Annotated in this window: 27 protein-coding genes; 20 read left to right on the top strand and 7 right to left on the bottom strand. The window is 58.9% G+C overall.

Annotated elements, in window-relative coordinates:
- Positions 1–2 precede the first annotated feature (2 nt).
- From nuoL to AC13C8_RS16765, 6 genes are read left to right on the top strand one after another with little or no spacing between them, the layout of a single operon-like run.
- Positions 3–2,153 (top strand): NADH-quinone oxidoreductase subunit L, encoded by a 2,151-nt coding sequence (gene nuoL / locus AC13C8_RS16790; RefSeq protein WP_482848471.1) that lies wholly within the window; start codon positions 3–5, stop codon positions 2,151–2,153.
- Positions 2,153–3,697: an NADH-quinone oxidoreductase subunit M gene (locus tag AC13C8_RS16785; RefSeq protein ID WP_482848470.1), complete on the top strand. Its 1,545-nt coding sequence runs from the start codon at positions 2,153–2,155 to the stop codon at positions 3,695–3,697. The genes nuoL and AC13C8_RS16785 overlap by 1 nt, the downstream gene beginning before the upstream one ends.
- Positions 3,698–3,709: 12 nt before the next feature.
- Complete coding sequence (nuoN, locus tag AC13C8_RS16780) at positions 3,710–5,146, top strand: NADH-quinone oxidoreductase subunit NuoN (RefSeq protein WP_482848468.1); 1,437 nt, start codon at positions 3,710–3,712, stop codon at positions 5,144–5,146.
- Positions 5,136–5,900, top strand: coding sequence for a biotin--[acetyl-CoA-carboxylase] ligase (locus AC13C8_RS16775; RefSeq protein ID WP_482848466.1), 765 nt, complete (start codon positions 5,136–5,138; stop codon positions 5,898–5,900). Before nuoN ends, AC13C8_RS16775 begins: the two co-directional genes overlap by 11 nt.
- 10 nt (positions 5,901–5,910) lie before the next feature.
- Positions 5,911–6,690, top strand: coding sequence for a type III pantothenate kinase (locus tag AC13C8_RS16770; protein ID WP_091429446.1), 780 nt, complete (start codon positions 5,911–5,913; stop codon positions 6,688–6,690).
- Positions 6,687–8,360 (top strand): ribonuclease J, encoded by a 1,674-nt coding sequence (locus AC13C8_RS16765; protein ID WP_482848464.1) that lies wholly within the window; start codon positions 6,687–6,689, stop codon positions 8,358–8,360. Before AC13C8_RS16770 ends, AC13C8_RS16765 begins: the two co-directional genes overlap by 4 nt.
- A 123-nt stretch (positions 8,361–8,483) precedes the next feature.
- Here the strand turns inward: AC13C8_RS16765 and AC13C8_RS16760 are convergent, their stop codons facing one another.
- The 3 genes from AC13C8_RS16760 to AC13C8_RS16750 all read right to left on the bottom strand — a co-directional run bounded on the left by AC13C8_RS16760 (position 8,484) and on the right by AC13C8_RS16750 (position 12,314).
- Positions 8,484–9,893, bottom strand: coding sequence for a DEAD/DEAH box helicase (locus tag AC13C8_RS16760; RefSeq protein ID WP_091429449.1), 1,410 nt, complete (start codon positions 9,891–9,893; stop codon positions 8,484–8,486).
- A 146-nt stretch (positions 9,894–10,039) separates the two neighbouring features.
- Entirely contained in the window at positions 10,040–10,702 is a 663-nt protein-coding gene (locus AC13C8_RS16755) for a hypothetical protein (RefSeq protein ID WP_482848462.1), read from the bottom strand.
- A gap of 4 nt (positions 10,703–10,706) precedes the next feature.
- Entirely contained in the window at positions 10,707–12,314 is a 1,608-nt protein-coding gene (locus tag AC13C8_RS16750) for a peptide chain release factor 3 (RefSeq protein ID WP_482848460.1), read from the bottom strand.
- A 125-nt stretch (positions 12,315–12,439) separates the two neighbouring features.
- On the opposite strand from AC13C8_RS16750, the gene AC13C8_RS16745 reads away from it, so the two are divergent.
- From AC13C8_RS16745 to AC13C8_RS16730, 4 genes are all read left to right on the top strand, one after another.
- The gene (locus AC13C8_RS16745; RefSeq protein WP_482848458.1) at positions 12,440–13,219 is read left to right on the top strand and encodes an SDR family oxidoreductase; all 780 of its coding nucleotides are present in this window, start codon (positions 12,440–12,442) and stop codon (positions 13,217–13,219) included.
- Between the two features lie 85 nt (positions 13,220–13,304).
- Entirely contained in the window at positions 13,305–14,348 is a 1,044-nt protein-coding gene (locus AC13C8_RS16740; protein WP_482848456.1) for an aldo/keto reductase, read from the top strand.
- A gap of 55 nt (positions 14,349–14,403) precedes the next feature.
- On the top strand, positions 14,404–14,925 hold the full coding sequence (locus AC13C8_RS16735) for a lipocalin family protein (RefSeq protein WP_482848454.1): 522 nt from the start codon (positions 14,404–14,406) through the stop codon (positions 14,923–14,925).
- Between the two features lie 41 nt (positions 14,926–14,966).
- Positions 14,967–15,872 (top strand): EamA/RhaT family transporter, encoded by a 906-nt coding sequence (locus tag AC13C8_RS16730; protein ID WP_482848452.1) that lies wholly within the window; start codon positions 14,967–14,969, stop codon positions 15,870–15,872.
- A 3-nt stretch (positions 15,873–15,875) separates the two neighbouring features.
- Here AC13C8_RS16730 and AC13C8_RS16725 read toward each other — a convergent pair whose 3' ends face one another.
- Both AC13C8_RS16725 and AC13C8_RS16720 read right to left on the bottom strand, forming a co-directional pair.
- Entirely contained in the window at positions 15,876–16,589 is a 714-nt protein-coding gene (locus AC13C8_RS16725; RefSeq protein ID WP_482848450.1) for an NUDIX hydrolase, read from the bottom strand.
- Positions 16,590–16,593: 4 nt separating this feature from the next.
- Positions 16,594–17,022 carry a DUF983 domain-containing protein gene (locus AC13C8_RS16720; RefSeq protein WP_482848448.1) on the bottom strand — a complete coding sequence of 143 codons (429 nt, stop codon included), beginning with the start codon at positions 17,020–17,022 and terminating at the stop codon, positions 16,594–16,596.
- Positions 17,023–17,218: 196 nt separating this feature from the next.
- On the opposite strand from AC13C8_RS16720, the gene AC13C8_RS16715 reads away from it, so the two are divergent.
- The 4 genes from AC13C8_RS16715 (at position 17,219) to AC13C8_RS16700 (ending at position 19,405) form a co-directional block, all read left to right on the top strand.
- The gene (locus AC13C8_RS16715) at positions 17,219–17,803 is read left to right on the top strand and encodes an EF-hand domain-containing protein (RefSeq protein WP_482848446.1); all 585 of its coding nucleotides are present in this window, start codon (positions 17,219–17,221) and stop codon (positions 17,801–17,803) included.
- A gap of 78 nt (positions 17,804–17,881) precedes the next feature.
- A complete protein-coding gene (locus AC13C8_RS16710; protein ID WP_091429461.1) occupies positions 17,882–18,469 on the top strand; it encodes an RNA polymerase sigma factor in 588 nt (195 codons plus the stop codon).
- A complete protein-coding gene (locus AC13C8_RS16705; protein ID WP_482848444.1) occupies positions 18,456–18,896 on the top strand; it encodes a dihydroorotate dehydrogenase in 441 nt (146 codons plus the stop codon). The genes AC13C8_RS16710 and AC13C8_RS16705 overlap by 14 nt, the downstream gene beginning before the upstream one ends.
- Complete coding sequence (locus AC13C8_RS16700; protein WP_091429463.1) at positions 18,893–19,405, top strand: periplasmic heavy metal sensor; 513 nt, start codon at positions 18,893–18,895, stop codon at positions 19,403–19,405. Before AC13C8_RS16705 ends, AC13C8_RS16700 begins: the two co-directional genes overlap by 4 nt.
- Before the next feature lie 49 nt (positions 19,406–19,454).
- On the opposite strand, the gene AC13C8_RS16695 is transcribed toward AC13C8_RS16700, so the two are convergent.
- Positions 19,455–20,840, bottom strand: a complete 1,386-nt coding sequence (locus tag AC13C8_RS16695; RefSeq protein WP_091429465.1) for a diguanylate cyclase — start codon at positions 20,838–20,840, stop codon at positions 19,455–19,457.
- A gap of 100 nt (positions 20,841–20,940) precedes the next feature.
- On the opposite strand from AC13C8_RS16695, the gene AC13C8_RS16690 reads away from it, so the two are divergent.
- The 6 genes from AC13C8_RS16690 (at position 20,941) to AC13C8_RS16665 (ending at position 26,089) form a co-directional block, all read left to right on the top strand.
- Positions 20,941–21,219, top strand: a complete 279-nt coding sequence (locus tag AC13C8_RS16690; RefSeq protein WP_091429467.1) for a DUF3572 domain-containing protein — start codon at positions 20,941–20,943, stop codon at positions 21,217–21,219.
- 51 nt (positions 21,220–21,270) lie between these two features.
- Positions 21,271–21,966 (top strand): HAD family hydrolase, encoded by a 696-nt coding sequence (locus AC13C8_RS16685; RefSeq protein ID WP_091429469.1) that lies wholly within the window; start codon positions 21,271–21,273, stop codon positions 21,964–21,966.
- 84 nt (positions 21,967–22,050) lie between these two features.
- Complete coding sequence (locus AC13C8_RS16680) at positions 22,051–22,644, top strand: heme NO-binding domain-containing protein (RefSeq protein ID WP_091429471.1); 594 nt, start codon at positions 22,051–22,053, stop codon at positions 22,642–22,644.
- Positions 22,641–23,648, top strand: coding sequence for a diguanylate cyclase domain-containing protein (locus AC13C8_RS16675; RefSeq protein ID WP_482848441.1), 1,008 nt, complete (start codon positions 22,641–22,643; stop codon positions 23,646–23,648). The genes AC13C8_RS16680 and AC13C8_RS16675 overlap by 4 nt, the downstream gene beginning before the upstream one ends.
- Positions 23,649–24,047: 399 nt before the next feature.
- Positions 24,048–25,448, top strand: a complete 1,401-nt coding sequence (locus tag AC13C8_RS16670; protein ID WP_482848439.1) for a sensor histidine kinase — start codon at positions 24,048–24,050, stop codon at positions 25,446–25,448.
- Positions 25,445–26,089: a LuxR C-terminal-related transcriptional regulator gene (locus tag AC13C8_RS16665; RefSeq protein WP_091429476.1), complete on the top strand. Its 645-nt coding sequence runs from the start codon at positions 25,445–25,447 to the stop codon at positions 26,087–26,089. The genes AC13C8_RS16670 and AC13C8_RS16665 overlap by 4 nt, the downstream gene beginning before the upstream one ends.
- Here AC13C8_RS16665 and AC13C8_RS16660 read toward each other — a convergent pair.
- Positions 26,084–26,584, bottom strand: coding sequence for a hypothetical protein (locus tag AC13C8_RS16660; protein WP_143064300.1), 501 nt, complete (start codon positions 26,582–26,584; stop codon positions 26,084–26,086). The two genes, AC13C8_RS16665 and AC13C8_RS16660, sit on opposite strands and share 6 nt — an antisense overlap.
- Between the last annotated feature and the right edge of the window lie 121 nt (positions 26,585–26,705).

Raw genomic sequence — 26,705 nt, 5'->3', positions numbered from 1 at the left:
AAATGGTACAAATCATCCTTTTTGCCCCGCTTGTCGGCGCGCTGATTGCAGGCTTCGGCCATCGGGTCATTGGCGACAAGGGCGCACAGGTGTTGACCACCGCGCTGTTGTTCCTTGCGGCGCTTCTGTCCTGGGTTGTGTTCTTGGGTCTTGGGTCCGAGACCCAGCAGATCCATCTGATGAATTGGGTGCAGTCCGGCACGCTGAGCGTTGACTGGTCGATCCGACTGGACCGCCTGACCGCGATCATGCTGATCGTTGTCACCACGGTCTCGTCGCTGGTGCACCTCTATTCCATGGGCTACATGGCCGACGATCCGCAGTTCGAAGGCGAAAGCTATCGCCCCCGTTTCTTTGCCTATCTCAGCTTCTTCACCTTTACGATGTTGACGTTGGTCACCTCCGACAACCTGTTGCAGATGTTCTTTGGCTGGGAAGGCGTGGGCGTCGCGTCGTATCTGCTGATCGGCTTCTATTACAAGAAACCGTCGGCCAACGCCGCCGCGATCAAAGCCTTTGTGGTCAACCGGGTCGGTGACTTCGGCTTTGCGCTGGGAATCTTTGGCCTGTTCTATCTGACCGACAGTATCCGCTTTGACGACGTATTCGCGGCCGCCCCCGCGCTGGCCGAGACCGAGCTCTACTTCCTCTGGCGCGATTGGAACGCGGCCAACCTTCTGGCGTTTCTTCTGTTCGTCGGGGCCATGGGGAAATCGGCGCAGCTGTTTTTGCACACCTGGTTGCCCGACGCGATGGAAGGCCCGACCCCTGTGTCGGCCCTGATCCATGCCGCGACCATGGTGACCGCCGGGGTCTTCCTTGTCGTCCGCATGTCGCCTTTGATGGAATACGCACCGGAAGCCACCAGTTTCATCGTCTTCATCGGCGCCACGACCGCGTTCTTCGCCGCTACGGTGGGCCTTGTGCAGAACGACATCAAGCGCGTGATCGCCTATTCGACCTGTTCACAACTTGGCTACATGTTTGTGGCTGCGGGCGTCGGTGTCTATTCGGTCGCCATGTTCCACCTGCTGACCCATGCGTTTTTCAAAGCCATGTTGTTCCTGGGGGCGGGGTCCGTAATCCACGGAATGCACCACGAGCAGGATATGCGGAACTACGGCGATCTGCGCAAGAAACTGCCCGTCACCTTTTGGGCGATGATGATCGGCACGCTGGCCATCACGGGGGTTGGCATACCGCTGACCACCATCGGCTTTTCGGGCTTCCTGTCGAAAGACGCGATCATCGAAAGCGCTTATGCAGGCACAAATGGTGGCTATGCCTTCTGGATGCTCGTGATCGCGGCCGTTTTCACCAGCTTTTACAGCTGGCGCCTGATGTTCATGACGTTCTACGGCAAGGCACGCGGCGACAAACACACGCATGAGCATGCACATGAAAGTCCCATGGTCATGCTGGTGCCGCTTGGCGTGCTGGCGCTTGGGTCGATTTTTGCAGGTATGATCTGGTACGGTTCGTTCTTTGGTGATCACAACAAGGTCAACACATTCTTCGGAATCGAGACGCATGCCGAAGCCGCAAGCGAGGACGGGGAAACCAATGAGAGCGTCATCGGTGATCAGACCGAAGACGCAGCCGTCGCAGATACAACCCAATCCGAGGGTGAGGACCCAGGCGGCACCGAGGATGACCCTGGCCACGCTGCTGTAACCCCCACCAGTCACGCAGAGGCTCCGAAAGGCGCGATCTACATGGCAGCCGACAACACCGTGATCGACGATGCGCACGATGCGCCCGCTTGGGTCAAGGTGTCGCCCTTCATTGCAATGCTGATCGGGTTGGCCACGGCGTTCTGGTTCTATGTCTTGGACAAAAGCGTTCCCAAGCGATTGGCCGACACGTTCCCGCATGTCTATCAGTTCCTGCTGAACAAATGGTACTTCGACGAAATCTACAATGTGATCTTCGTGAAGCCCGCCTTTGTCATTGGCCGCGTCCTGTGGAAACGGGGGGATGGCAATGTCATTGACGGCTTCCTGAACGGTGTTGCTATGGGCGTCGTGCCCTGGTTCACCAAACAGGCTGGCCGGGCACAAACCGGTTACGTCTTCTCTTACGCTTTCGCGATGGTCCTTGGCATCGTCGCTCTGGTGACAATCATGATCCTCTTCAGCGGTGGAGCGCAATAATGAACAACCTGCTTTCCATCATCACTTTCCTGCCGCTGGTCGCGGCTGTGATCCTTGCGCTGTTCCTGCGTGGCGATGACGAAGCGGCCGCCCGTAATGCCAAATGGCTTGCGCTGGCGGCAACTTTGGCGACCTTCCTGTTCTCGCTTCTTCTGCTGACCGGGTTCGATTCTGCTGACACGGGCTTCCAGTTCGTCGAAGAGGGCAGCTGGATCATGGGTCTTAAATACAAGATGGGCGTCGACGGGATCTCGGTCCTGTTCGTCATGCTCACCACCTTCATGATGCCCCTGACCATCTGGGCAAGTTGGGGCGTCAAGTCCCGCGTAAAGGAATACATGATTGCCTTCCTGCTGCTTGAAACGCTCATGCTGGGTGTGTTCATGGCGCTGGACCTGGTGCTGTTCTACCTGTTCTTCGAAGCGGGTCTGATCCCCATGTTCCTGATCATCGGGATCTGGGGCGGGAAAGAGCGGATCTATGCTGCGTTCAAGTTCTTCCTTTATACGTTCTTTGGTTCAGTCCTGATGCTGGTCGCGTTGGTCTATATGTATGTGGACGCGGGCTCGACCGACATTCCGACACTGATGACCCACAAGTTTGGATCGGACACGTTCAGCTTTTTGGGCATTCAGATCGTGGGCGGTGTGCAGACCATGCTGTTCCTCGCCTTCTTCGCCAGTTTCGCGGTGAAATTGCCAATGTGGCCCGTGCACACCTGGTTGCCGGATGCACACGTGCAAGCCCCCACGGCGGGTTCGGTCGTGCTGGCGGCAATCTTGCTGAAAATGGGTGGCTATGGCTTTCTTCGGTTCAGCTTGCCGATGTTCCCTGTCGGAACGGATGTTCTGGCGACTTTCGTGCTGTGGCTTTCGGTGATTGCCATTGTCTATACCTCGCTTGTGGCGCTGGTGCAGGAAGACATGAAAAAGCTGATCGCCTATTCGTCCGTGGCGCATATGGGCTATGTCACGGCGGGTATCTTTTCGCTCAATCAACAGGGTGTGGATGGGGCGATCTTCCAGATGCTGAGCCACGGTTTCATCTCGGGTGCGTTGTTCTTGTGTGTGGGTGTCATTTATGACCGGATGCACACCCGCGATATCGACGCCTATGGTGGTGTAGTGAACCGAATGCCAGCCTATGCGCTGATCTTCATGTTCTTCACCATGGCCAATGTCGGCCTTCCGGGCACCTCGGGCTTCGTGGGAGAATTCCTGACGCTGGTCGGCATGTTCCAGGCCAACACCTGGATCGCGCTTGTCGCCACATCTGGTGTGATCTTCTCGGCGGCGTATGCGCTGTACCTGTATCGCCGCGTGGTCCTGGGCGATCTGATCAAGGAGAGCCTGAAATCGATCACCGATATGGACAGGCGCGAGAAGATGATCTTCGCCCCGCTGGTGTTCATGACCCTGCTTCTGGGTATCTATCCAAGCCTCGTGACCGACCTGATCGGCCCTTCGGTTGAGGCCCTTCTGACCAACTTCCACGCCGCCATTCCTGCTGACGTTGCAGAGATGGCCCAGACTGCATCGCATTAAGGGAGAGCGCAGATGAACTCTGTTGATATTCAAACGGTTCTGCCCGAACTCGCTTTGGCCATCTATGCGATGGTTGCCCTTCTGGGTGCGGTCTATACCGGCAAGGATGCACTGGCCAAACCGATCACATGGATCACCGGTGCCGTCATGGTGGTCATTGCGCTGATGGTCGCCGGGGGCGACGGGGCGACAGCGGCGTTCGGGGGCATGTTCCTTGACGATGCCTATGCCCGCTTTGCCAAGGTCGCGATCCTGCTGGCCGCCGCTGCGGTTCTGGTAATGGGCGAGGCGACGATGTCGCGTCGTGGTCTGCTCAGGTTCGAATATCCGATCCTCGTGGCACTTGGCACTGTTGGCATGATGATGATGGTGTCCGCAGGTGATCTGATGTCACTATACATGGGGTTGGAACTGCAATCGCTGTCGCTTTATGTCGTGGCGTCGCTGAACCGCGACAGTGTAAAATCGACCGAGGCCGGTCTGAAATATTTCGTGCTGGGTGCGCTGTCCTCGGGGCTTCTGCTTTATGGCGCTTCGCTGACCTATGGCTATGCCGGCACGACGCTGTTCTCTGGCATTATCGACGCTGCCAGTGACGGACATGTGGGCCTTGGTATGCTGGTCGGTCTGGTCTTCGTCGCGGCCGGTCTGGCCTTCAAGGTTTCCGCCGTGCCGTTCCATATGTGGACGCCGGACGTTTACGAGGGCGCACCAACCCCGGTCACCGCCTTCTTCGCCACTGCGCCGAAATTGGCTGCGATGGCCTTGTTTGGTCGTGTTCTGTTTGACGCGTTCGGCCAGGCCATCGGTGACTGGCAGCAAATCATCGCGCTTCTGGCGGTGCTGTCGATGTTCCTTGGTGCCATCGCCGCCATCGGTCAGACAAATATCAAACGCCTGATGGCCTATTCATCGATCGCGCATATGGGGTTTGCCCTGCTGGGTCTGGCCGCTGGCACGGAATACGGCGTTCAGGCGATGTTGCTCTATATGGCGGTTTATCTGACCATGAATGTTGGCACCTTTGCCTTCATCATGTCGATGGAACGTGACGGTCGCCCGATTGCTGACATCTCGGCGCTGAACCAGTTTGCTGTAAATGACAAACTGCGGGGGCTGGCAATGTTGGTGCTGTTGTTCTCGCTGGCCGGGGTGCCACCGATGCTGGGATTCTTTGCCAAATACGGTGTGCTGATTGCGGCTGTTCAGGCGGGCCTGACATGGCTCGCCGTGGCCGGTGTAATCGCGTCGGTCATCGGGGCCTTCTATTACCTGCGCATCGTCTACTTCATGTATTTCGGGGAAGAAGGCGAGGGGCTTGAGCTTAACATGTCGCCCGCCGCTTGGGTGGCGCTGGTCGGATCGGCGGCGATTGTCGTTCTGGGTGTCGTGAACTTCTTTGGCATCGAAACTGCCGCCGCTGCGGCCGCTGAAGCCCTTGTCAAATAAAAGCCACACGGCTTGGCCCGAAGGCGTTGGCAAACGCATTCTGGATCAGGTCGACAGCACGAACGAAGAGGCCCGGCGCATCGCGTCGGGTCTTTTGGGTCCGACATGGATCCTGGCGCATCGGCAAACTGCGGGGCGGGGACGCAGGGGAAGGGCCTGGGCGGATCCCAAGGGGCATTTCTCGGCAACGCTGGTCATGCGCCCGTCCGAGCCACCCGCGCAGGTAGCGCTCAGAAGTTTTGTGACGTCGCTCGCGCTTTTTGATGCCTTCGTCATGGCCACCGGGCGTGCCGCTGCGTTTTCACTGAAATGGCCCAATGATGTGCTGCTGAACGGTGGAAAAGTGGCAGGTATCCTGCTGGAAAGCGCAGGGATCGGGACGCAGGTCGGTCATTTCGCCATCGGTGTTGGTGTCAATCTCATCGACGCGCCCGTCGGTGTGGCAATTGAAAGCCGGGCCGTCGCGCCGGTCAGTCTTGCGGGGGAAACGGGTGTCAACCTGACGCCAGAGGCGTTTCTTGGATTACTGGCCCCGGCTTATGCGCAGCATGAGGCAACCTTTACCACCTATGGCTTTGCCCCGATCCGCGAGGCGTGGTTGGCCCGCGCCGCCCGTCTGGGCGAGGTGATCACCGCGCGGACCACGCGATCGGAACACCGAGGACGGTTCGACACGGTGGACGAAGACGGCAACCTTGTCCTATCAACGACCACATCCCGCGTGGTGATCCCCGCGGCCGAGATTTTCTTCTGAGGGGGGCGTCATGCTTCTGGCCATCGACTGTGGCAACACCAACACGGTTTTCTCGATCTGGGACGGCGACAGGTTTCTGTGCACCCTGCGCACATCGACCCACCATTCGCGCACCGCGGATGCCTATTTCACGTGGTTCTCGACGCTGATCAACCATTATGGGATCAAACCGGATATCGAGGATGTGGTGGTCAGTTCGACCGTGCCGCGTGTGGTGTGGAACCTGCGTGTGTTTGCAGATCGGTTCTTTGGATGCCGCCCGCTGGTGGTTGGCAAACCCGATTGCCTGCTGCCGACACCCCCGCGCGTCGATCAGGGCGCCGTTCCCGGCCCAGACCGGCTCGCCAATGCGGTGGCGGCGTTCGAACGCTATGGCGGCGATTGCATGGTTGTCGACTTTGGCACCGCCACGAATATCGACGTGGTGGCCCATGACGGTGCCTATATCGGGGGGGTGATCGCGCCCGGTGTGAACCTGTCGCTTGAGGCTTTGCACCAAGGGGCAGCCGCGCTGCCCCATGTGGATGTGACCCAGCCTGACAAGGTGATCGGCACCAACACGGTGGACTGCATTCAATCGGGTATCTTCTGGGGCTATGTCGGCCTTGTGCAAGGGCTGGTGCAGAAGGTGAAAGATGAATACGGTCTGCCGATGAAAGTGATCGGCACCGGTGGTCTTGCGCCGCTGTTCGAGCAGGGCGCGCATCTCTATGACGAGATCGACCACGATCTGACCATGCATGGGCTGGTCAGCATTTACGAATATAATAAGGAACAGGGCAATATATGAGTGCTGACCGTCTGATTTACCTCCCGTTGGGGGGCGCCGGCGAGATCGGCATGAACGCCTATGTCTATGGCTATGGGAAGCGGGGCAAGGAACGGCTGATCCTTGTGGATCTGGGCGTCACTTTTCCGGACATGGACACGACACCGGGTGTGAACCTGATCATGCCGGATGTCACGTGGCTGGCTGACAATGCGGATCGTCTGGAAGCGATCTTCATCACCCATGCGCACGAGGACCATGTGGGCGCCGTCGGGCGGCTGTATTCCCGGCTGAAAGCGCCAATCCACGCGCGCCCCTTCACCCGCTACCACGCACAGCGGAAGATGGAGGAAGCCGGGCAGGTGCCCGAAGTGGTGATTGCCGCCGACAGCTACCCGCAGGTGATCGAAGCCGGGCCATTCAAGGTCAGCTTCCTGCCGCTCAGCCACTCGATCCCCGAAAGCGCCGGGCTGGTGATCGACACGCCCGCAGGTCGGATTGTGCACACAGGCGACTTCAAGCTGGATGAAACCCCCGTCCTGGGCGACGCGTTCGACGAGGTGTTGTGGCGCGAGATCGCAAAGCCCGGGAACGGCCAGCCTGTGAAGGCGCTGGTTTGCGATTCAACCAATGTATTTTCGACCCACCCCGGCCGGTCCGAGGCCGAGGTTGGCCCGGAACTGGTGAAACTGATCGGGGATGCGCCGCATATGGTGGTGGCGACGACCTTTGCGTCAAATGTGGCGCGGGTGAAGCAACTGGCCGAAGCAGGGAAGGCCGCGGGGCGGTCGGTCTGTCTGCTGGGTCGCGCGATGCGGCGAATGATCCAGGCGGGTGTGGAAACCGGCATATTGGCGGATTTTCCCACGACAGTCTCGGTTGAAGATGCACGCGATATTCCGCGCGAGAGCCTGATGTTGATCGTCACCGGCAGCCAGGGCGAGCGGCGGGCGGCGTCGGCCCAACTGGCGCGCGGCAAGTATATGGGGCTGTCCATGGCGGAAGGGGACATGTTCCTGTTCTCGTCCAAGACCATTCCGGGCAATGAACGCGGCGTGATCCGCATCATGAATGCGTTTTCCGAGATGGGCGTGGATATGGTTGCCGAAAGTGATCTCTATCACGTTTCGGGCCACGCAAACCGACCTGATCTGCAACGGGTGCACGATATGATCAACCCCCAGATGGTGATCCCGATGCATGGCGAGCATCGCCACCTGCGCGAACACGCCAAACTGGTGGAAGAGGGTGGCCGTAATGCGTTGGTCGTCGTGAACGGTGCGGTTTGTGACCTGACTGGGGACATCCCGCACATTGTCGAGCATGTGGACACAGACCGGATCTATCTGGATGGCGACATTCTGATCGGATCGCTGGATGGGGTGGTGCGTGACCGTATCAGACTGGCCCTGAACGGCCATGTGATTGTGAACGTGATTGTCGAAGGGGACGAACCATTGGGCGATCCCTGGGTCGAGCTGATGGGATTGCCGGAAACCGGTAAATCAAAAGCCCCGCTGGTGGATGTTCTGGAAGAAGATCTAGGGCAATTCCTGATGCGCGCCGGGCGCAAAACGCTGCGTGACGACGACAAACTGGGAGAGGAGTTGAAACGCCTTGCCCGTAAGGCCACCAATGACGAGATCGGGCGCAAACCCGAAGTGACCGTGGTGGTCAGTCGTCTGGAGTAGAAGATCGTGCCGCGCCATGCGCGGCAGCCTCCGGCGGGGATATTTTGGGGCCAGAAGAAAACGGGCCAAAGAAAAAGACCCGCATGTTCAGGTGCGGGTCTTTCTTGCTTATGCGAGGGCGAATTAGCCGGTGCGACGTTCGTCGAAGCTTTTGGCAATGAAATCGGGCAGGTGGTCGCCCATGCCGACCGATTTGTTGTCGCTCTTCTGGTTGCGGCGCTCGCTGCGGGCGCGCTGCGGTTTCTTTTCTTTCACCGGTTGCGCTGTGGGTTTGATCGGGGCGGCATCCTCCGGTTTGGCATCGGGCTTGCCGCGGCGGGGACGCTTGGGTGGGGCGCTTTCTTTCGCGTCATCATCGTCCTTGCGGGCTGGCGCGGGTTTTTCGTCCAACGGGTTGTCGACGCGGGGAATCTTGTTTTCGATCAGCCGTTCGACCGCATCAAGATTCTTTTCGTCGCGCGGCTCGCAGATCATGATCGCCTTGCCGTCACGCCCCGCCCGGCCTGTCCGTCCGATCCGGTGCACATAGTCCTCGGCATGGCCGGGAACGTCGAAGTTGAACACATGGCTTACATTCGGGATGTCCAGCCCGCGGGCGGCCACGTCAGACGCACATAGAAAGCGCAATGTTCCGGCGCGGAAGCCGTCAAGCACCTCGGTGCGCTTGGACTGTTCCAGATCGCCGTGGATCGGCGCGGCGTCATAGCCGTGTTTCTTCAGGCTTTTGGCAGTGGTGTCCACATCGGTCTTGCGATTGCAGAAGATAATCGCGTTGGTGCAGGCATCGCCTTCCCGGTCAATCAGGGCACGCAGGATCTTGCGCTTTTCGGTTGCTGCGCGATCCCGGCGCGAGGCTTTGAACATGCAAAGTTCCTGGGTGATCGTCTCGGACGCGGTGGCCTGACGGGCCACTTCAATCCGGGCCGGGTTGGACAGGAAGGTGTTGGTGATCCGCTCGATTTCGGGCGCCATTGTGGCCGAAAAGAACAGGGTCTGACGGGTGAAGGGGGTGAGCGAGAAGATCCGCTCGATATCCGGGATAAAGCCCATATCGAGCATCCGGTCCGCTTCGTCCACCACCATGATCTGCACGCCGGTCAGCAAAAGCTTGCCGCGTTCGAAATGGTCCAGCAGGCGACCGGGGGTGGCGATCAGCACGTCAACGCCGCGATCAATCAACTGGTCTTGTTCTTTGAAGCTGACACCACCGATCAAAAGCGCCTTGGTCAGTTTGACGTGTTTGGCATAGGTGTCGAAGTTTTCGGCCACCTGGGCGGCCAGTTCGCGCGTCGGGCACAACACCAGCGACCGTGGCATCCGCGCGCGGGCACGGCCACGGGCAAGAGCGGTGATCATTGGCAGGGTAAAGCTGGCGGTCTTGCCGGTGCCGGTCTGGGCAATGCCCAGCACATCGCGCCCTTCGAGCGCATGTGGAATGGCACCTTCCTGAATGGGGGTCGGGGTCTCGTAGCCCGCTTCGTCGATGGCTTTCAGCACCTTGGGGCTGAGTTTCAAGTCAGAAAATTTGGTCATGTATGTCCTGTTTCACGGACAACACTGGCCCGTGCGGATGGGAAGGGAAGGCCCGTATGGCCGGTGCGCAGGTCTTGCGCCCCTTCAATATGCCCTGTGGGTAAAGAAAAACCGGGGCGCGGTCAATGACATGGGTGGGTTTGTGGTCAATCCAGGTGAGGCTTTGGAATTGTTGCCACAGTCGGGACGCTATGATGCAGGATTGGCCGGTATCCCGAGCGGAGAACTCCGATCAACGGGGCTGGGGTCAAAAGGACCTGCGGACCCAGTGGTTTGATGGCTTTGGGGCCGTAACCGTCGGTCCGAAAAGGATAGATATAGGCGTCAAGGATCAGGTGAGGGGTGCCTGCGTGCAAGATGAAGCTGCCATTTGGCAAGGTTTCCGCGTCGGCGTGATGTCGGATCTGCGCCCGTGTGTGGCTGACCCGGCTGTGGTGTAATGTTCTGTCGATTTCTTTATGGCCAACCGTGCTGCACTGCGCTGTGTGCCACGCCGCTTTAAAAGCGCGATAGGCGTCGGGGCGGCAATAGGCGCAGGGACGGTGGCCTGCGGTCAGGGCGACGGCCTCGTCAAGAAAGAACAGCGGTGTCCATCCGCGTGCGGGCGCAGGGCCATGATACCGCCCTTTGGGGTGGCTCAGGGTGCAAATGATCCAGTGCTGGTGTTTCCAGCGCGACGTGCCAAGTTTGCCGCCGGTGAAAGGCAGGATCCCGCGATTTCCGGTGAACATGCCGCGTGCTGAATCTGCCACGATCTCACCCGTTGGCAACACGCGGTTTTGCAAGGGCGAGCGGCGCGACAGGGACATCGGGTCAGACCATCATTTCCTTCGTCGCAGACAGTTTCAGCGCCGGATAATCACGTTCAACCCGGTCGATATCCCATTGAAGGCGCGTTAGAAACACCGGATCGCCGTCATTGTCATGCGCGATGTGCTGCTTGTTGGCATTCACCAGCTTTTCAACCTCATCCTTTGCGCCAATGATCCAGCGGGCCGATGTGAATTGCGAGGCTTCAAAGCGCACGGGCAAGCCATATTCCTGTTCAATCCGACTGGCCAGCACCTCGAATTGAAGCGCGCCGACAACACCGACGATGAAACCCGATCCGATATTGGGTTTGAACACTTTGGCAGCGCCTTCTTCGGCAAACTGCATCAGCGCTTTTTCAAGGTGCTTGGCCTTCATCGGATCGCCCGCGCGCACGCCCTGTAAAAGCTCGGGTGCGAAAGATGGGATGCCGGTGGCGCGGATCATCTCGCCTTCGGTCAGGGTGTCGCCGATGCGCAACTGTCCATGGTTCGGGATGCCGATGATGTCGCCCGCCCAGGCTTCTTCCGCCAATTCGCGGTCCGAGGCGAGGAAAAGCACCGGGTTGGACACCGCCATCGGTTTCTTCGACCGCACATGGGTCAGCTTCATGCCGCGCTTGAAATGGCCCGAGGCCAGCCGCATGAAGGCCACGCGGTCGCGGTGTTTCGGATCCATGTTGGCCTGCACCTTGAACACGAAGCCTGCGACCTTGGTTTCCTCGGGTGCGATGGCGCGGGGGCTGGCCTGCTGGGGTTGCGGTTCGGGGCCATAATCGGCGATGCCCTGCATCAGTTCCTGCACCCCAAACGAGTTGATGGCTGAGCCGAACCAGATTGGGGTCATGTGACCTTCCAGAACAGATTGAGGGTCGAGCGTGGGCAGCAATTCGCGCGCCATTTCGACTTCCTCCAGAAATTTTTCAAGCATGTGCGCGGGCACGTGTTCGGCCAGCTTGGGGTCGTCCAGCCCCTTGATCTCGACGGTTTCGGCGACCACGTTGCGGTCCGCGCGGTCCATCAGTTCAAGACGATCATTCAGAAGATCATAACAGCCAAGGAAATCGCGGCCCATACCGATGGGCCAGCTGGCTGGCGTTACGTCAATGGCAAGATTTTCCTGAATTTCATCAATAATATCAAACGTATCCCGGCTTTCGCGGTCCATCTTGTTACAGAAGGTCAGGATCGGCAGATCGCGCAGGCGGCAGACTTCGAACAGTTTTTGAGTTTGGCTTTCCACACCTTTTGCGCCGTCGATCACCATCACTGCGGCGTCCACGGCGGTCAGCGTGCGATAGGTATCCTCGGAAAAATCCGAGTGGCCGGGCGTGTCCACCAGATTGAAGCGATACTTGCCGAAATCGAACGACATCGCCGAGGCCGAGACCGAGATGCCCCGATCCTGCTCCATCTTCATGAAGTCTGACCGCGTGCGCCGCGCCTCGCCCTTGGCGCGCACCTGTCCGGCCATCTGAATGGCGCCACCATACAAAAGGAATTTTTCGGTCAGGGTCGTCTTGCCGGCGTCCGGGTGGCTGATGATCGCAAAGGTGCGACGGCGCGCTATCTCGGGCGGCAATTCGGGGCGGTTTGATGCGGTGTCTAACATGGGATGGCATATAGCGACGGGGGCGGGGCGGCGCAATAAGGATGCGCTTTCCTCGATCCGAAGGCCCTGCTAGGTCTGGATGGAATATGGGCGACCAAAACGCCCGTCGGATATGGGAGAGACAAATGGATCTGGGAATATCAGGCAAACGGGCGCTCGTCTGCGCGTCGTCAAAGGGTTTGGGGCTGGGTTGCGCGCAGGCCTTGGCACGCGAAGGGGTATCGCTGGTGATGAACGCGCGCAGTGACGGACCGCTTGACGCGGCGGCTGAAGCGATCCGTGCAGACACTGGCGCCGATGTCGTGACGGTTGCCGCTGACGTGACGACAGAGGACGGGCGCGCACGTGTGCTGAAGGCAGCAGGCGAGGTCGACATCCTTGTGACCAATGCGGGCGGTCCGCCGCCAGGCATGTGGTCGGATTGGGACCGCGATGATTTCATTGCTGCGTTCGATGCGAACCTGCTCGCCCCAATTGCTCTGATGCAGGGACTTGTCCCCGGTATGGCGGATCGCGGATGGGGACGGGTGGTGAACATCACCAGCTTCTCGGTCAAGGCACCCATCCCGGTTCTGGGCCTGTCCAACACGGCGCGCACCGGGTTGACCGGGTTTGTTGCAGGCACGGCGCGCCAGGTGGCCGGGCAGGGTGTGATCATCAACAACCTTTTGCCCGGCATCCATGACACAGACCGGGCTGCGGCGCTGGACAAGGGCGTGGTTGACGCGCAGGGCGGCTCCATTGATGCGGCCCGTGCCGCCCGCGAAGCAACCATCCCCGCTGGTCGCTATGGCACGATCGAAGAATTCGGCGCCACCTGTGCGTTTCTGTGTTCGCAACATGCAGGCTTCATGGTCGGGCAGAACGTGCTTTTGGACGGCGGTGCGGTAAACGCGACGATCTAGGAGCGCGCTGCGGTTTTTTCTGGGTTGTTCTTGGGACTGCGATGGGCAACCTTGCCGCAGCGAACAGAGGAAAAAGGATGAGCAGATGCAGATGAACAAACTGGCAGGCGGCGAGTTGGAGGTCAGCGCGCTGTGTCTTGGCTCGATGTTATGGGGATCCACCAATACCGAGGCCGAAGGCCACGCCCAGATCGACATGTCCCTGGATCACGGGATCAACTTTATCGACAGTGCCGAGATGTATCCGGTCAATCCGATCAAGGCGGAACGATGCGGCCGGTCCGAGCAGGTGATCGGAAGCTGGATCGCCAAAACCGGGCGGCGCGACGATGTGGTCATCGCCACCAAAGTGTCGGGCGACAATCCGGGCTGGAAGCGCGGTGGAAAAGGTTACAACGGTGCGATCATTCACGAAGCAGTGGACGCAAGCCTGACCAACCTGAATACCGACTATATCGACATCTATCAGACCCATTGGCCTATTCGCGGCAGCTATGCGTTTCGGCAGAACTGGACCTTTGACCCATCCGGCCAGAACAAGGACGAGGTCGAAGCGCATATGCGTGACGTGTTGCAGGCAATGGCCGATGTCGTGGCCACAGGCAAGGTGCGCCATTTCGCGCTGTCCAACGAAAGCGCCTGGGGCACCGCTGAGTGGCTGCGCATCGCGCGCGAAATGAACGCGCCCGAGGTGATCTCGGTCCAGAATGAATACAGCCTGATGCACCGCCTGGCCGATACGGATCTGGCCGAGCTTTGCATGAATGAAGGCGTGCGCGTCTTGGCCTATTCCCCGCTGGCCACCGGTCTTCTGACGGGCAAGTATCAGAACAATGCGGTGCCCAAGGGATCGCGGCTGGACCTGTCTCCGGGACTGGGTGGGCGCGCGACACCAAGGGCGTTCGAGGCGGTGGACGCCTATCTTGCCTTGGCGAAAAAACACGGGTTGGATCTGGTGCATTTGGCGCTGTCCTTCTCGGTCTCGCGCCCTTTCATGGGGTCGACCATTTTCGGGGCTTCTTCACTGGAACAGCTGACTCGCATTCTGGAAGGCAAGGACTTGATCCTGTCGGACGAGGTGATGAAGGACATTGACAAGACCCACCGCGCCCATCCGATGCCGTTCTGAGGGTCGGTGGCAGGTTTTTCTGTGTGCAACCGTAACCAATCGAAGGATGAGTGCGATGAAAAGACGTCAGATGCTGACCATGACGGGCGCGGCCGCGGTGGCCGCAAGTCTGACGGCCTGCGGCGGTGGCGGCGCTGGTGTCGAGTTTCATCGCAGCAGGACCCGACAACTCAGCTCGACCACACGCTTTGATGCCGCGCGTTTTGCCGGGCGTTGGGAAATCCGGGGTGAGTTCGTCTATCCAGGTGAAAAACCGTCTTTTGGAGCGGTGAACCTTACCCAAAGCAACGGCAAGATTGTGGCCTTGGATGTCTATGGCCCGTCAGGTTTGCTGGATAGATATGAAACAAAGCAACCCGCCCCCGGTCGCGTCTCTGTAGGAACGCCGCCATTTGATACGCAATATTGGGTGTTGTGGGTGGACGCGGATTACCGCACTGCCGCCATCGGCACCCCGTCGGGCAGCTTCGGCTGGATCATCGACCGTTCGCGATCTGGCGGCGAGGATCGGATCAAAGCAGCGCGTGATGTATTGGGCTTCAACGGCTATAACCTGTCGCGGCTTCAAACACGTTAACCCGGCTGGCGTTTCGGCCGTCCCTGTGCCAAAGGGACAATATGCAAGCCTGGATCCCCATCACCATCGCCGCCGCGTTTTCGCAAAACCTGCGGTTTATGCTGCAAAAGCGGCTGAAAGATACTCGGCTGTCATCCACCGGGGCGACGCTGGCGCGGTTCGTCTATTCCGCGCCGCTGGTGGCGCTGATCTTTGTTCTCTATCTGTTTGTGACCGACCAGGCCGCGCCGGTGCCGGGCAGACGGTTCTTTCTGTTCGCCATGACGGGCGGTGTTGCTCAAATTCTGGCCACGATCTGCGTGGTTGCCTTGTTTGCCGAACGCAACTTTGCCGTAGGTATTACCTTCAAGAAGACCGAGGTCGTGTTGACCGCGTTGGTCGGGCTGGCGGTGCTGGGCGAGGGCGTCGGGCTTGCCGGCGGGTTGGCAATTGCCGTCGGATTTTTGGGGTTGATCCTTCTGTCCGATCCTCCCAGCGGCGGCAAGATCGGCTGGAAACGCTTCTTCAACCGGGCCGCAGCCTTGGGGCTGGGAGCAGGGTTGTTGTTTTCGGTCTCGGCCATCGGTTATCGCGGGGCGACTTTGTCGCTGCCTGTGCAGGATGTGATCGCGCGTGCGGGCTTCACGCTTGCAGTCGTTACGGCCTTCCAGTCCGTGATCATGATTGTCTGGATGACCCTGCGCGAAAAAGGCGAAATTACCCGTGTTCTTGCTGCGTGGCGGGTGGGCGCGCTGGTGGGGGTAAGTTCGATGATCGGCAGTTTCTGCTGGTTCACGGCTTTTGCCCTGCAGAACGCGGCGCTGGTCAAAGCGCTGGGGCAGGTTGAACTGCTGTTCTCTTATGCCGCGACGTTGTTCGTGTTCCATGAAAAGGTCACGGGTCGCGAATATGCAGGCACAGCGTTGATCCTGATCTCGGTGCTGGTTCTGGTGCTGTTCCTGAAATAGCCGTTAACCGGCTGCGGTCAGAGGCCCGACGCCGCCCAGACGCTCAAACAGGCTTTCCTCGTCCGAATTGTTGAAGAACGGCACCTGTGCAGGCGCACCCAGATCGGGCAGGTTGCCGACGATTTCGGCCAACACAACCTCGGTGATAAAGGGCAGATCGAAGCGGCGCACGTCGTCCAGCGGGATCCATTGCAGGTGGCTCAGCTCGTCCGAGGCGCGTGAGAAATCGTCGATATCGGTGTGCAACTCATCGGCATCCACCGCGAAAAACCGCGCATCGAACCGACGCGGGCGCCCTCTTGGGGTGATGGCGCGGAAAACGAATGCCATGCCACGGGCCGAAGGGATCAGGCCTTCATTCGCGAAGGCGTCCCATCCTTTGGGAATGTTTCCCTTCCAGTTTCCGGGTGCGGCCAGCATCTGCCCGGTTTCTTCCCAAAGCTCGCGTATAGCGGCCACCAGAAGGGCCGATGACAGGCTGGGGTCGGCCTGTTCGCCCAACCGCGTGCGGCAGGGTTCAGCACCGCTTTCGGCCAATGGAACACGGCTGTCGGTGGGGTCAACTGCCCCGCCGGGAAAGACAAACTTGTTGGGCATGAACGCAGCATGTTCGCCGCGCTGGCCCATCAGAACCTGCGGGCGTGTGGACTTGTCACGGATCAGAATGACAGTCGCTGCGTCGCGAATGATCTTAGATTTGTCCAACGGCCTGTCCATTTTCTTAACCCTCTGTCCCAGGTTTCACCGCAAACCCATGCATCCGCTTGGCCCATTGAAACCCGACCATGAACCCCTTGAACCGCGGCAGCAGATACAACGAAGCTGCAACCGTGCCGACGGTGAAGATCGACGCCAACACCATCGGTTCCTGCACGAAATTCACATAGGTAATGTGCAATAGCGGTGCCATCAGGTGCCCAACAACCAGAATAGTCAGATAGGCAGGGCCGTCATCGGCCCGGTGGTGATACAATTCTTCCCCACAAACCGTACAACTGTCATGCACCTTCAGATAGCCCTGAAACATCTTTCCGGTGCCGCAGTTCGGGCAGCGTTTCCGCCAGCCTTTTTTGATCGCGGGTTTCAGCTCGCGTTCTTGCCCGTCATCGTGGGTAGCGATGCCAGGTGTTATCGTCATCACGTCGGTCATTCAAAAAATCCTCTGTCGCGCACCAGACCATACTAAGGAATGACGTGCAGAAAATCATGCAGCGATTTCGGTCTTGCGGCGGGATGTCGCGATTTTTTCTCAAGTCGCGACGGAAATGCAGACTTGCCCCGTTCAAGGGATATGACGCCGGGCAGAAACTGGCCCGGTGCAAACAGGCAAGGAAAAGGAATACATCATGACTGTTACGAAAAAACACGCCGCAACGGCAATTGCTTTGGTGCTGGGGGCAGCTGTCACGCTTGGCTCGACCTCTGCGATGGCATTTGGCGGGAAGGACGGACGAGGCATGGATGGCCCGCGGGGCGGGTTCATGCAGATGGAATTCGCCGATCTGGATATCGACGCAAACGGCCAGATCACCGTCGATGACCTGAAGGCAAGCGCGCAGGCTCGTTTCAGCGCTGCGGACGCAGATGGGAACGGAGAGTTGACGGCAGAAGAACTGCAAACGCAACGCAACGCGAAGATGGCTGAGCGTCAGGCGAAAGCTGGCGATCAGCAAAAACGCTCTGACCCGATGGCCGAGAAACGGATGGGCTGGATGATCGAAGAGATGATCGCCAAGCGTGATGCCAACGGCAATGGCACCTTGAGCCTTGATGAAATGTCTCCGGATCAGGCGCGGCTGGATCGCATGATCGATCGCTTTGACACCGATGATGACAACGCATTGTCGCAGGCTGAATTTGACGCGGCGCAAAAGCAAGCCTTCATGCGCGGGCACGGCAAAGGTGGTAAAGGCAAGCGCAACGGCGGCTAAAACACAGGTCGGTCCCCGCGTCATGCAGGGGCTGACCCACCCGTTGTCACGTGCGGGCTTTGGGGCTAGGCAGGACGGATGGAAATGGCCTTGGACGCGTATGCTGATGCTTCGAATGACGCGCTTCTCGTCTTGTACGGGAATGGTGATCCAATGGCGGCAGAGCTGCTGACCCGTCGGCTTGCGCCGCGGGTTCTGGGGTATGCAGCCCGCCTGTTGGGGGGCGACCGGGCCGAGGCTGAAGATGTGACGCAGGAGGCGATGTTGCGTCTTTGGAAGATTGCTCCAGACTGGCGCACCGGTGAAGCGAAAGTGTCGACATGGCTGTTCCGGGTCGTGTCCAACCTTTGCACAGACAGGCTGCGCAAGCGGCGCACGGTCGACATCGACGCAATTGACGAACCTGCCGATGACACGCCCGGCGCGGTCGACCGGATGATTCAGGCGGATCGGGCTGCGGCCCTGCAAGCCGCACTGAACAGTTTGCCAGACCGACAACGGATCGCGGTCACGCTGCGCCATATTGAAGGGGAGACCAACCCCGACATCGCGCAGATCATGGATATCAGCGTCGAGGCGGTGGAAAGCCTGACCGCCCGAGGCAAAAGAGCGCTGGCCAAGGCTCTGGCAAGCCAGCGAGAGGAGTTGGGATATGGCAAAGACTGACAAGAATATGTTGGATGATCACGAGTTGGAGGCATTTTTCGATGCGGCCCGGTTCGATCCCACCACGCCGTCTGAGGCGTTGATGGCCGCCATTCTTGACGATGCCGCGACCGAGCAGGCCGGTCGGGATACGCCCGCGCCTTCTTTGACAGACATCCCGACCGTCAAAGAAGGCGGTGGACGCAGCGCAGGTGGGTTTTGGACCGACCTGAAGGCAAGCCTTGGCGGATGGCCCGCCCTTGCAGGCATGGCGACGGCAACTGTCGCCGGGGTCTGGATCGGGTTTGCCGCTCCGACCCAGCTTGAGGTGATGTCAGGCGGACTTGTTTTAAGCGGCGATTATGCCGAGACCGAGGAAACCTATGCGCTGGAGGATCTTGCCCCCGGCTATCTGGTAACCGGCGTTTTGATGGAGGATGAGGGATGAGCACACCCACTTTACCGCCGACCGACCAAGCTGATGCCGGGCGTCGGAAATGGTTGCGCGTCCTGCTGGCGGTGTCGTTGACGTTGAACTTGCTGGTCTTCGGGCTGGTGATTGGTGCGAAATGGGGCGACCATCGCAACCAGGGGTTTGAGCCACGTGGTCCCAATCGGGCTGCGATCCGCGATCTGGGATTTGCGCCGTTGGCTGGCGCGCTGGACCGCTCTGATCGACGCGAGATCGGCAAGACCCTTCGGGACCGCAGTGGATCCTTTGCCGACAACCGCAAAGCGCTGGAAGCCGAGTTCCAGAGCATGTTGTCTGCCTTGCGCGCAGAGCCGTTCGACCCGGATGTGCTTTTGTCGACGATGAACCAGCAATCCGAACGGCTGCGTCAACGCGGTGAACTTGCCCGCACTGTCTTGGTGGATCGGATTGGAAAAATGACCATGTCTGAACGGCTTGAGTTTGCCGACCGGATCGAAAAATCCGTGCGCAAGCGCGCGCCCTGAACGAACCTGCATCACAGGACATCTGATTGGCCAATTGCGTGCGGAACCTTCAGGCTGCGTCCGACACAAAAGTGACTTGGTTGCGGCCGTCTGACTTGGCGCGATAAAGCGCCTGATCGGCAAATTGCAACAGTTCGTGGGCCGAGCTTGCGCTTCGGGGCGCATCACTTGAAACGGCCACACCGATCGACAAGGTTACATCGATACCTTTGGGTACACCGCCTGAGGCAATCGGTCGATCGCCCACCGCGTGTCGCAGCCGTTCCGCCATCGTTTGGGCCTGCCTGCGGGTGACGCCGGGAAGGGCGATCAGAAACTCCTCTCCGCCATATCGGGCCAGCAGATCCATGTCGCGCAGATTGGTCTTTAGCCGTTTTGAAACCTCGACCAAAACGTCGTCGCCAACCGGGTGGCCGAACCTGTCGTTGATGGATTTGAACCGATCAAGATCCAGCACCATGATGGCATAGGGTTGGTCTTTCAACTGCGCTTCCCGCTCCAGCCGATCCAGATAGCTTTGGGCAAAGCGGCGGTTGTGCAGGCCCGTGAGCGGATCGCGCAGCGCCAGTGCCAGGTTGGTGTCAAAGTTCTTGCGCAGGTCGTCACCCTCAAACTTCCGGGCCAGCAGTCGCGTCAGGCGCAATGACAGCTCACGCGCATCAAAACCGGGCCGAAGAACGGCGTTTGCCCCCAAATCAAGCGCCATAGAACTGGGCGATGGGGTTTCGCCACAATCCTGCACCACGATGACCGAATGGCGCGTGGTTTGACGTGACCTGAGTTCGCTGACCAGTCGCAAACCATCAGAAGTTTCGTTGAGTGTCGAGGCAATTACGAAAGCGTCAGGGACGTTTCCCGTGGCGCCAACATCTTCAAGCGCCTGAGATTGCGTCATAATATCAATGCGATGCCGAATTTCTGTGGCAAGGTGCATCCGCCAATAGATGCCGGTTTCGGCATCCGGGGCGATCAATGCAACCCGCGCATGGCGCGCGAACAGCGCAGGCGCTTCGGCGCATCCGAAGTCGCGCGAAAGTTCGCGCCGACGCATGACTTCGCTATCTGCCCCGCGCGCCCGGATCAGGTTGCGCACCATCGCCATCAGCGTGGCTTCGTTCAACGGTTTGGAAAAGACGTCATCCGCGCCAGCCATGATCGCTTCCAGCCGGGCGCGCTGGTCATCTTGATCCGAGACCATGATAATCGGGATCGCACCAAGCGTTGGGTCGGCCTTGAGCGCGCGGCAAGTGGACAGGCTGCACTCGGTGCGCCCGCGCCCAAGGATGATAAGATCAGGTTGGACATCGCGGGCCAGAGCGGCCACCTCGTCGCATCGATCCGTCTGTATGACCTCGTAGCAGGCGACAGTCAGTTTGACTTTCAATACGATGCGATTGGTCGCAAGGTCATCCGCGATCAGGATTCTCTCACTCATATCGTCAACTCGCCCTTGTCATTGTGCTTGCTTGAATGGTCTGTTCATATTGCTGCCAGATTGGTTAAGAAAACCTTTCCAATCGTTAAGGAGGAAAAGGATGACGCCGGAAAAAGCCGAAACCACCGCCCTGAATGCGCTGGGCTGGTTGGTCTCAGACGAGGATCTATTACCGGTCTTCATGGGGGCAAGCGGGGTCGATCAGGATGCTTTGCGCGCAAGCGCCGGGGATGCCGCGTTCCTGGGCTCAGTGCTGGATTTTCTGCTGATGGACGATGCGTGGGTGATCCGGGCTTGCGATGCGCTGAACCTTCCCTATGACCATCTGGCGATGGCCCGACAAATGCTGCCCGGTGGTGCACAGATTCACTGGACCTGATTGAAAAGTCCATATTTACAATATATTGGGGCTTCCCCGGAAAGATCTTGAATGTCCGTTGATGCACTGCTTTTCGATAAGGATGGCACATTGTTCCTGTTCGAGGCGACGTGGGAAAGCTGGGCGCATGCGGTGCTGATGCGCCTGACCGACGGTGATCTGGATCGGGCGCGTATGATTGGCGATGATATCGGTTTTGATGTCGATTCAAAACGCTTCCAGCCGACAAGCGTGATAATTGCATGCACCCCGACCGAAATAGTCTCTCAGCTTCGGCGGCATGTCGCCTATTCCGCAGAAGCCTTGGAAACACTTCTTAATGAAGAGGCTGCCGTCGTCCCGCAGGTCGAGGCGGTGTCCTTGGCACCTTTTCTCACCCAACTGCGCCAGCGAGGGCTGAAAATCGGTGTCGCGACCAACGATGCCGAATACCCCGCGCGTGCGCATCTGGACGCCGCCGGTGTGACCGGGTTGTTTGATTTTATCTCAGGTTATGACAGCGGCCATGGTGCGAAACCTGCGCCTGGACCATGTCTGGCCTTTGCGACCGCGACCGGGGTTGCCCCCGACCGTGTGGCCATGGTTGGCGACAGTTTGCATGACCTGCATGCCGGACGTGCGGCGGGGATGAAAACCATCGCTGTCCTGACCGGGATTGCGCAGGCAGACGAGCTTGCTCCGTTTGCTGATATTGTCCTGGACGATATCAGCCATATCCCGGCATGGCTGGACAGCGAGGAGGGCTAACCACCACGTCATTCGGGCCGATTGGCTGTTTCTGGTTTGTTTACACTCGGCTGCTAATGTCGGTTCGGAAACGAGTGTGATACGATGATTCATGGTTTGATTTTCTGGTGTTTCGAAGGGTTCCTTATTTTTACGTATGGGGCCGGTCGTTGGCGTTCCGTGATGGGAAAACTTGACCTCGGCTATGATAGCTTCGAGCCGTTGTTTCGCTATGATGTCGATCTGGCGAACCGACTGGTTACGGAAGCAGCCCATCAGTTGGACAAGCCGACCGACACTTTGCTGGAAGATTTCGGCACGTTTCTGGTGACAGATGAGCGGGTCGAACGGGTGCGGCGCTTGTTGCGCTTTGGTGGGGTGGATTACACAGATTTTTTGCACTCGCTTGAAGATCTGCATGGTCGCGCACAACTCGCCGTTCCCGATCTGGATTTGCCGACGATCGAGTTGGACGCCATTACGGCCGAGGAATTTCGGATCACCTGTTGTAGCGTCGCACAAGGGGTCGGTTTCATTCTATTAGGGGTGCTTCGGGCGCTGGCAGACGATTATGGTGCGCTGGCCTATCTGGAACATTTGGGCCGCGAAGGGCAGGATGAGACGATATCGGTTCGTTTGCTGGAAATGCGGCACGGCACGGGGCGCGCATTTCACCTTGCTGCCGGAGGGGTGCCATGACCATGGACCAGACGATGCCGATTGCGCCACACACACTGGATCAGATGATGCCGATGCATCTGCTGCTGGATGGCGCCGCCCGGATCAGCCATGCCGGTCCTACAATCGAGAAAGTGTTTGGCGCGCCGCTTGTCGGGCGCAGTGCGTTTTCATTGTTCGAACTGCGGCGACCCCGCATTGTGCGGTCGATGGATGATGTGCACGCAATGGGTGATGCCAAGGTCTATTTGCGACTGAAGGACGGGTCCGGCACAACGATGGTGGGGGCGGTCGCGGTCCTGCCTGGTGGAAGTCACGTGCTGATGAATCTGTCGTTCGGCTATTCCGTGGTCGATGCTGTCGCGCGCTATAAACTTGCGGGATCCGATTTTGCGCCGACCGACTTAACCGTCGAAATGCTCTATCTGATGGAGGCGAAGACCGCCGCGATGGAAGCAACGACCCAGCTTGCCCATCGGCTGCACGGCGAAAAAGCCGAAGCGCAGGTGGAGGCGATGACCGACGGATTGACCGGGCTGCAAAACCGCCGCGCCTTTGACATCAACCTTAACCGACAGATTGCCCGTGGCGCGGTGTTTTCACTGATGCATATCGACCTCGATTTTTTCAAAGCAGTCAATGACACCCAGGGACATGCGGCAGGGGATGCGGTGCTGCGCGAAGTGGCCAATGTGCTGCGGGATGAAACGCGGGATTCAGATATGGTTGCGCGTGTCGGGGGGGATGAGTTCGTCATTTTGTTTGGCCGGTTGGCCGAGGCTGACATGTTGGAAAGCATCGCGATGCGTATCATAGCGCGGCTTGAATGCCCGATCCCGTTCGACGGCAAGACCTGCCGTATTTCGGCCAGCATCGGCATTGCGCGCAGCACCGATTACGACAGCGTCTCTGCCGAGCAGATGGTGTCAGACGCCGATCTTGCGCTTTATATGTCCAAAGACAAGGGCCGTGCCTGCCAGACGATGTTTCGGCCCGAGTATCGTGAGACGCGGCAACAAGCCTGAACCATGCCTGTCGGGTCTTTTTGGCGGCTATATCGGTGGCGACACATGGTCAGGTCTGGAATTTTGGTAACATCGGATAGCGGGAGATGTTTACGGGTGTTCACTTTGCCGGGTCAGACACATAATCCGCGCAGGGCATGAGGATCGCTACCGGACCCACCGTTCAGTTTGTCTCTCTGTTCAACCGGATAATGTGATCTACAGACCTCATCGTATCTATCAAGAACCCGCCGCCCGCCTGATCCTTGTGCGAACCCGTGATCGGTCGTGGCATGTTAGAATGTCGATAATAGTCGGTTGAACGCGGGGCTGATCTTGCCGGGCCGTAACATGAACCGTGTTCGGGATTTCAGACCTAAGTCCGTGTGCGCATTCGCGGTCAGGTGCTAGATGTTATCTATGAAATGGATCGGCAATATCAGGCGTTGGCAAAGCCTGACCCTTCCCGGACAGTTTTTGCTGGCCGGGGCCATCGTGATGATTGGTGCCATGGTGCTTGTGGGAAACTGGATTTCGCAACGTATCGAAGATGCAGTTGTCCAGAATTCAGCAACGTCTGCGGCCTTGTTCATGGAAAGCTTTATTTCTCCGCTCAGTCAGGAATTGGCCGACACAGACACGCTGTCCCCACCCGCGCGACAGGCTCTGGCCGAAATATTCGACGGCACGACAATCGGTGAAAGGGTTGTTTCCTACAAAATCTGGCTTGCCGGTGGCCGAGTCGTCCATGCCTCGGATGTCTCATTGATCGGTCAGGTGTTTGAGCCGTCCGACGATCTGATCACCGCATGGAGCGGCGAGATCTCCTCTTCTTTCGAGGATCTGGACGATCTTGAGAATGTGGCAGAAGCAGCGCTTGGTGTCCCGCTCTTGGAAGTTTACAGCCCGATCCGACAGGTCTGGACCGGCGATGTCATCGCTGTGGCAGAGTTCTACGAGGTGGCCGATCAGTTGGCATCGGATATCATCAGCGCACGTCGAACAAGCTGGTTGGTTGTCGCTGGAACGTTTCTTGGCAGCGGCCTTCTTCTGTTCGGGATTGTTCAGGCGGGGGGGCGCACGATCCGGTTGCAGCGGATGGAATTGACAGAACAGCTGGCCAGGACGGAAACGATTTCGGCCCAGAATGCACAGCTGCGGCGACGCGTGGTCTCAGCTTCCTCGCGGGCCATTGCCCAGACCGAGCAAGCCATCCGCCGGATCGGGTCAGACCTTCACGATGGCCCGGCACAATACCTGTCCCTGGCGTCGTTACGTCTTGATGGGGCGTTGCGCGATCCCGAAGCGACCGAGCAGGATGCCACTTTGGTCAGGGAATCGCTGGACAAGGCCCTTGAGGAACTGCGGATCATATCGCGGGGTCTGGCGCTGCCGGATATTGACACATTGGACGTCAAGACACTGATTGACCGGGCAATCAGTGATCACCATCGACAAACCGGGCTGGATATCACAAATGATGTGCGAGTCGGTGCAGATTTACCCATGAATTATGCGCAAAAGTTGTGCATTTTCCGGTTCCTGCAAGAGGCGCTGTCGAATGCCAGCCGCCACGCTGATGTTGATGAGGCGTCCGTCACAGCCCGCTCCGACGGGCTTGGAGTTTGTGTGACTGTGGCCGACGAGGGCACAGGTTTTGATCCGCACAAGTCACGGCAGATGCGGACCGATGGCGGTCAGGGGTTGCTTGGGTTGCGTGATCGTGCCGAAAGCATTGGGGGCACCTTGGCCATCATGTCCACGGTGGGCAACGGCACAACATTGAAACTGACCCTGCCATATGAAGAGGCAGCACCATGACAGCACGTATTATCCTGGCCGACGATCACCCGATTTTCAGGGATGGGCTGATCAGCAGCATTCAGGAAACCGGTGAATTTGAAGTTGTCGGGGTCGGTGGGTCTGCGGACGAAGCCGTCGATCTGGCACGGCAGCATCAGCCGGATATTGCGCTTCTTGATCTATCGATGCCCGGAAACGGGATCAGTGCAGTGTCACGCATTTCGGCGGAAGGCAGTGCCAAGGCCATCGCAATGCTGACGGTTTCAGAAGATGGTGCAGACGTGACCGCCGCGATGCAGGCTGGGGCGATTGCCTATATCCTGAAAGGCGTGTCGGCGGGCGAACTGCGCGATGTGCTTTCAAAGGTAGCCGCCGGCGAGGCACATGTCTCGCCCGGACTGGCGGCCCAGATGTTGCGGATCATGCAGGATAAATCCCGAAAGGCACCTGATCCGATCGAGGAACTGACCAAGCGGGAAGAAGATATTCTGAAGGGCGTTGTGGCAGGTAAAAGCAACAAAGAGATAGGGCAGGATCTGGGCATTCAGGAAAAGACCGTCAAACACTACATGACCAATATCCTGAGCAAACTTCACGCGCGCAATCGGGTCGAAGCCGCGCTGATTGCACAAAAGGCCTGGGGCCAGCCGAAGTCATAGCCCCGCGGCAGCCTGCATTCTTCGAAGATCTTCATAGGTGGCCGGGCGGTCTGTCACAGTGCGACCTTTCGGGTCAACCAGTCGATAGCGCCCGTTCAGAATGCGTTCGTCCCATCCGTTGGCATATTTCAAATGCAGGTTCTCGGGCGGCACGGGAAAGGGGTCAGGCGCGCCGGTGTTGCGGTCTGTATTGGTGCCTCGGTCGTTATCATCGCGCGCTCTGTCGTTGTCTCTGTCGTTGTCACGGTCGTTGTCGCGGTCGTTGTCGCGATCATCGTCATCATCATCGCCGCGCCCATCCCCGCCGCGATGCCCGCGTCTGTCATCATCGTCCTTGTCGTCGTCATCATCGCCACCCCGCCCCCGGCCGCGGCCCTTGTCGGCAAAAGCATAGGCGTAGCCTATGCTGACGCCATCATTGATCTTCTTGGTAAACGACACGGGGGTCGGCACCAGAAACCCGGCCAGAATCAAGATCTTGAGGAGTCTAGTCATGCGTTTCCTACCACCATAGCGGCACCTGTTTCACAACAGGGGGTCCCACCCACACTAACCGCGGGGGCGGGACAAAGCATCGGACGTTGGTCTGGCCTTCACAGATAGCGGGACAGCCAGA

It is taken from the genome of Aliiroseovarius sp. B-4 (genome assembly GCF_056857795.1).
This window is presented reverse-complemented; position numbering and strand designations above follow the sequence as displayed.

Bases quoted from the DNA above. Each gene is read 5' to 3' on its own strand.
- AC13C8_RS16675 (WP_482848441.1), top strand. From the start codon at position 22,641: ATGACCATGGACCAGACGATGCCGATTGCGCCACACACACTGGATCAG.
- AC13C8_RS16745 (WP_482848458.1), top strand. From the start codon at position 12,440: ATGGATCTGGGAATATCAGGCAAACGGGCGCTCGTCTGCGCGTCGTCA.
- AC13C8_RS16730 (WP_482848452.1), top strand. From the start codon at position 14,967: ATGCAAGCCTGGATCCCCATCACCATCGCCGCCGCGTTTTCGCAAAAC.
- nuoN (WP_482848468.1), top strand. From the start codon at position 3,710: ATGAACTCTGTTGATATTCAAACGGTTCTGCCCGAACTCGCTTTGGCC.
- AC13C8_RS16740 (WP_482848456.1), top strand. From the start codon at position 13,305: ATGCAGATGAACAAACTGGCAGGCGGCGAGTTGGAGGTCAGCGCGCTG.
- AC13C8_RS16695 (WP_091429465.1), bottom strand. From the start codon at position 20,840: ATGAGTGAGAGAATCCTGATCGCGGATGACCTTGCGACCAATCGCATC.
- AC13C8_RS16690 (WP_091429467.1), top strand. From the start codon at position 20,941: ATGACGCCGGAAAAAGCCGAAACCACCGCCCTGAATGCGCTGGGCTGG.
- AC13C8_RS16705 (WP_482848444.1), top strand. From the start codon at position 18,456: ATGGCAAAGACTGACAAGAATATGTTGGATGATCACGAGTTGGAGGCA.
- AC13C8_RS16670 (WP_482848439.1), top strand. From the start codon at position 24,048: ATGAAATGGATCGGCAATATCAGGCGTTGGCAAAGCCTGACCCTTCCC.
- AC13C8_RS16720 (WP_482848448.1), bottom strand. From the start codon at position 17,022: ATGACCGACGTGATGACGATAACACCTGGCATCGCTACCCACGATGAC.
- AC13C8_RS16760 (WP_091429449.1), bottom strand. From the start codon at position 9,893: ATGACCAAATTTTCTGACTTGAAACTCAGCCCCAAGGTGCTGAAAGCC.
- AC13C8_RS16755 (WP_482848462.1), bottom strand. From the start codon at position 10,702: ATGTCCCTGTCGCGCCGCTCGCCCTTGCAAAACCGCGTGTTGCCAACG.
- AC13C8_RS16660 (WP_143064300.1), bottom strand. From the start codon at position 26,584: ATGACTAGACTCCTCAAGATCTTGATTCTGGCCGGGTTTCTGGTGCCG.
- AC13C8_RS16785 (WP_482848470.1), top strand. From the start codon at position 2,153: ATGAACAACCTGCTTTCCATCATCACTTTCCTGCCGCTGGTCGCGGCT.
- AC13C8_RS16735 (WP_482848454.1), top strand. From the start codon at position 14,404: ATGAAAAGACGTCAGATGCTGACCATGACGGGCGCGGCCGCGGTGGCC.
- nuoL (WP_482848471.1), top strand. From the start codon at position 3: ATGGTACAAATCATCCTTTTTGCCCCGCTTGTCGGCGCGCTGATTGCA.
- AC13C8_RS16765 (WP_482848464.1), top strand. From the start codon at position 6,687: ATGAGTGCTGACCGTCTGATTTACCTCCCGTTGGGGGGCGCCGGCGAG.
- AC13C8_RS16680 (WP_091429471.1), top strand. From the start codon at position 22,051: ATGATTCATGGTTTGATTTTCTGGTGTTTCGAAGGGTTCCTTATTTTT.
- AC13C8_RS16700 (WP_091429463.1), top strand. From the start codon at position 18,893: ATGAGCACACCCACTTTACCGCCGACCGACCAAGCTGATGCCGGGCGT.
- AC13C8_RS16725 (WP_482848450.1), bottom strand. From the start codon at position 16,589: ATGGACAGGCCGTTGGACAAATCTAAGATCATTCGCGACGCAGCGACT.
- AC13C8_RS16685 (WP_091429469.1), top strand. From the start codon at position 21,271: ATGTCCGTTGATGCACTGCTTTTCGATAAGGATGGCACATTGTTCCTG.
- AC13C8_RS16710 (WP_091429461.1), top strand. From the start codon at position 17,882: ATGGAAATGGCCTTGGACGCGTATGCTGATGCTTCGAATGACGCGCTT.
- AC13C8_RS16715 (WP_482848446.1), top strand. From the start codon at position 17,219: ATGACTGTTACGAAAAAACACGCCGCAACGGCAATTGCTTTGGTGCTG.
- AC13C8_RS16750 (WP_482848460.1), bottom strand. From the start codon at position 12,314: ATGTTAGACACCGCATCAAACCGCCCCGAATTGCCGCCCGAGATAGCG.
- AC13C8_RS16770 (WP_091429446.1), top strand. From the start codon at position 5,911: ATGCTTCTGGCCATCGACTGTGGCAACACCAACACGGTTTTCTCGATC.
- AC13C8_RS16665 (WP_091429476.1), top strand. From the start codon at position 25,445: ATGACAGCACGTATTATCCTGGCCGACGATCACCCGATTTTCAGGGAT.